The organism is Cohnella fermenti, from assembly GCF_004801405.1.
GTDB lineage: Bacteria > Bacillota > Bacilli > Paenibacillales > Paenibacillaceae > Cohnella > Cohnella fermenti.
The window spans coordinates 1-4247 of the sequence record NZ_SSOB01000089.1 but is presented as its reverse complement, the minus strand read 5'-3'; the positions used below and the strand labels follow the sequence as shown (position 1 = coordinate 4247).

Here is a 4247-nt window from a genome sequence, read left to right as displayed (position 1 = left end):
TGAGCCTGAACATCTCAATTTTATCGGAATGGTCTTGGTGGTCAAACCCTCGTTCCCTCCACCCGCATAGCGGGTGGTTTTTTGTTTCGCGCGTTTCACGCACTCAACAGGCTAAAGCCTATAATAAGAAAAACGCCTAACGGCGTCTTTTGAGTTCGAGCGTATACGTTTGATGTTCACTGTGGTCGTAATCTCATTGCTCGCCACCCTCTCGAATACGCGATCCTTGAAGCCGAGGAGAAACGTCTCTCCGCCCACATTCCCCTTGATATTGAAATCAAGATGCCCGTTCGGAGGTTACGATTTTTCTAATTCGAAACGAGGCTGCAACAAAAATCCCCTAAAAAGGTAGGTCTTTAACAGGAGGAGGGCTAACCAAGCCCTCCTCCATTACATTGTCACCGTGTGCTCTCCCATACTTTGAGTTGATCACGACCCGTACATTCTATTCGATATGTACCAATCGCTGCAATCGTTAGATCAACTCGGACAATTGCAGCAATCTGTAAATAAATGATAATGCTTCGGCCCGCGTAATTGTCTCATTGGTCGCTAGCAGATTGTCATCTTTGCCGACAACGATACCTGCCGCTACGCTGTCAATGACACTGCTTCTCGCCCAATCCGATATTTTGTCGGCATCCGTAAACCGATTTATCGTTTGCTCCGCGTTACGGCTTGGCAAACGAGCTTTCAGCCCAGTCAGGTCCATCGCTCTGGCAATGATCGACATAGCCTGTTCGCGAGTCAAATCATCGTCGGGTCCAAACGTATCGTCTTCAAAGCCTTTTACCAGCCCATACGCATGCGCTGTGTAGACAGCTTCCCCGTACCATGCCTGTGGTGAAATATCGATAAAGGAACCCATGTCCGATCGTACCTTCAGTCCGAGTCCATGAACGACAATGGCTGCAAACTCAGCGCGGGTAACCGGATGATCTGGTGAGAAGTTTCCGTTACCGTCGCCAGATACGACCATACGCGAGCCCATATCGTTGGCAGTTTCCTGCGCCCAGTGGAGCTCCATATCGTTAAACTCTACCTGATTCCATATTAAGGCATATGTGCTGTTCGACAAGCTGTTAATGACGGCGCGATATTGGCCATCCTGTTCAACAATCTTCGTTGGAACATGGCGAACAGTGCCATCCTCTTCGACCACTACGCCGGTTGTGATACGGGTCGGCTCGATGTCTGCCGGAATCGCCACACTGCGTTCCACATACGCTTTAAACGTCGTTGCTTGCACGCTTCGTTCGCCATACCGCGCATAGACAGTAAAGTCAAGCGGAGCCGCTACCAGAGAGAATTTGCCTTGCTTTGCCGCATTTTCTACGATGTGCAGCGTTTCTTCCGATGGTGTGGTAATTTCTATATACACTTTGATGTCCTCAAGCGGAGCATCCACGCCAAGCTGTTCAGCGAGCGTATCAATGTTAATTTGCGCTGCGGGCAGCGTATAGACAGCCGTCTTGGTACGTAATTCGACGACGGCTTGCTGCTTCTCCATTTCCTTCACTAGCCGTCCGCTTAGTTCACCTGCACCCACTGCGCCTTCGCCCGGCACCGGGATCTCGACAACCGCTGCAGCTCCTTCGGTTTGCAACCGTTCAACTATAGAATCTTCATCAAGCTTAACGACAACAATCTTTTGTCCTGCAATATCTATTTCCTGCGCAGTGCCTCCGTTCATCGTATTGCCATTGATAATGACACTCGCTAAGCTATCCGAATCGGGGTCCGAATTCTCCTCCTGCCCTTCGTCATTATATTCAGGGAAACTGCGAATTACCAGCAGTGTGTAGGTGCGAATAGTACCGTCCTCCGCCACTAACTCGATGTCGAAGGCGTTTGATCCAAAACGTACGTTTAAGACAGCTTCGACCGTTCCCGACGTATTGGATGCATACGGTTCACCGTCGATGCTTACCGTTGCGACGGCATTATCACTCGGCAAGACCGATAAAGTGATACTGCTGCGGTTGCTGTCTACACTTAGCTGGTACTCCTGTACCTCAGGCATAAAATCCGGCGTCAGCCTGCCAGTGTTTGACGTTAATTGTGCAATAGTAGCGTCATCGGACAGTACATGCACGGTTCGTTGTCGCTCGGTTCTGTTGCCGGATGAGTCGCTCACCGAATAGGTGATGGTGTACAAGCCCGCTGTATCGGTGTCCACCGAACTCGTTGTGACGAGCGCTTCGCTGATATTCATATCATAATTGTCCGACACATGCACGCCCGGATCGGTGAATGCTGCCCCCCGAAGCAACATTAGCGGATTATCGCCTAGCACAGTCAACTCCGGCGCGGTCGTATCCTCGATAATAACCGTTCTGTACAGAGCTGCAGCCTCGTTACCCGCGCTATCTTCAACATTGTACGTCAACGTATACGTGTTCAGTTGCTGATAGTCCACCGCCCCCGTCACGATGACGGCGTCTGTCAGGTCGCCATCCTGAGCATCCCAAGCCGTAACGCCCGGATCGGCAAACGGTGTACCCACCTCAAGCCGAATTTCCTCCTCGCCCAGCAGCGACAAGGTAGGAATCACATTATCATATACGATGACTGTAATTGCCTCTTCGGTAAGGTTGGCTGCCCTATCGGATACGCTGTATATCAGCTCATAGGTACCCAGAGTAGCAGTGTCGACCGCTCCTGCCACCATGATCCGATCCGTGATGTCGCCATCGAAATTATCGACGGCGGTTGCGGAAGGACTGCTGAAGACACTGTCAATGGGAACAAACAGCGCTTCGGATGCTCCGAGTGTCAAGACAGGCGCCTCACGGTCGATGTTGCTCACGGCGTAGCTGCTCTGCTCCGACTCGTTCCCCGCCGCATCTGTCGAACGGGCATGTACTGTCCCGTTATCCGTTACCTCCACCGGCTCCGTATACAATTGCCATGCGCCGTCGCCAACCTTGTACTCCCGCACGGACGCATCCTCCGGGTAGACAATCGTTACCGTCACGTTCCCGCTCGTCGGCGCGGTCGGGTCGGCCGTCAGCGTCGCGGCAGTCGGCGCCTCACGGTCGATGTTGCTCACGACGTAGCTGCTCTCCTCCGACTCGTTCCCCGCCGCATCTGTCGAACGGGCATGTACTGTCCCGTTATCCGTTACCTCCACCGGCTCCGTATACAATTGCCATGCGCCATCGCCAACCTTGTACTCCCGCACGGACGCATCCTCCGGGTAGGTAATCGTCACCGTCACGTTCCCGTTCGTCGGCGCGGTCGGGTTGGCCGTCAGCGTCGCGGCTGCCGGCGCCTCACGGTCGATGTTGCTCACGACGTAGCTGCTCTCCTCCGACTCGTTCCCCGCTGCATCCACAGAACGCGCATGTACTGTCCCGTTATCCGTTACCTCCACCGGCTCCGTGTACGGTTGCCATTCGCCGCCGCCAACCTTGTACTCCCGCACGGCCGCATCCTCCGGGTAGACGATCGTCACCGTCACGTTCCCGTTCGTCGGCGCGGTCGGGTCGGCCGTCAGCGTCGCGGCAGTCGGCGCCTCACGGTCGATGTTGCTCACGACGTAGCTGCTCTCCTCCGACTCATTGCCCGCTGCGTCCACAGAACGCGCATGTACTGTCCCGTTATCCGTTACCTCCACCGGCTCCGTGTACAGTTGCCATGCGCCGTCGCCAACCTTGTACTCCCGCACGGACGCATCCTCCGGGTAGACGATCGTTACCGTCACGTTCCCGTTCGTCGGCGCGGTCGGGTCAGCCGTCAGCGTCGCGGCAGACGGCGCCTCACGGTCGATGTTGCTCACGGCGTAGCTGCTCTGCTCCGACTCGTTCCCCGCCGCATCTGTCGAACGGGCATGTACTGTCCCGTTATCCGTTACCTCCACCGGCTCCGTATACAATTGCCATGCGCCGGCGCCAACCTTGTACTCCCGCACGGACGCATCCTCCGGGTAGACAATCGTTACCGTCACGTTCCCGCTCGTCGGCGCGGTCGGGTCGGCCGTCAGCGTCGCGGCAGTCGGCGCCTCCCGGTCGATGTTGCTCACGGCGTAGCTGCTCTCCTCCGACTCGTTCCCCGCCGCATCTGTCGAACGGGCATGTACTGTCCCGTTATCCGTTACCTCCACCGGCTCCGTGTACAGTTGCCATGCGCCGGCGCCAACCTTGTACTCCCGCACGGACGCATCCTCCGGGTAGACGATCGTTACCGTCACGTTCCCGTTCGTCGGCGCGGTCGGGTCAGCCGTCAGCGTCGCGGCAGACGGCGCC

At 55.8% G+C, this 4247-nt stretch carries 1 protein-coding gene and 1 pseudogene; both read right to left on the bottom strand.

The features are described from left to right. Positions 1–111: 111 nt before the first annotated feature. A pseudogene (locus E6C55_RS35535) lies at positions 112–282 on the bottom strand (hypothetical protein); the annotation flags it as partial. Between the two features lie 193 nt (positions 283–475). Further along, positions 476–4247, bottom strand: a 3772-nt coding sequence (locus E6C55_RS33015) for an OmpL47-type beta-barrel domain-containing protein (RefSeq protein ID WP_136374090.1), incomplete at its 5' end; no start/stop codon positions are given.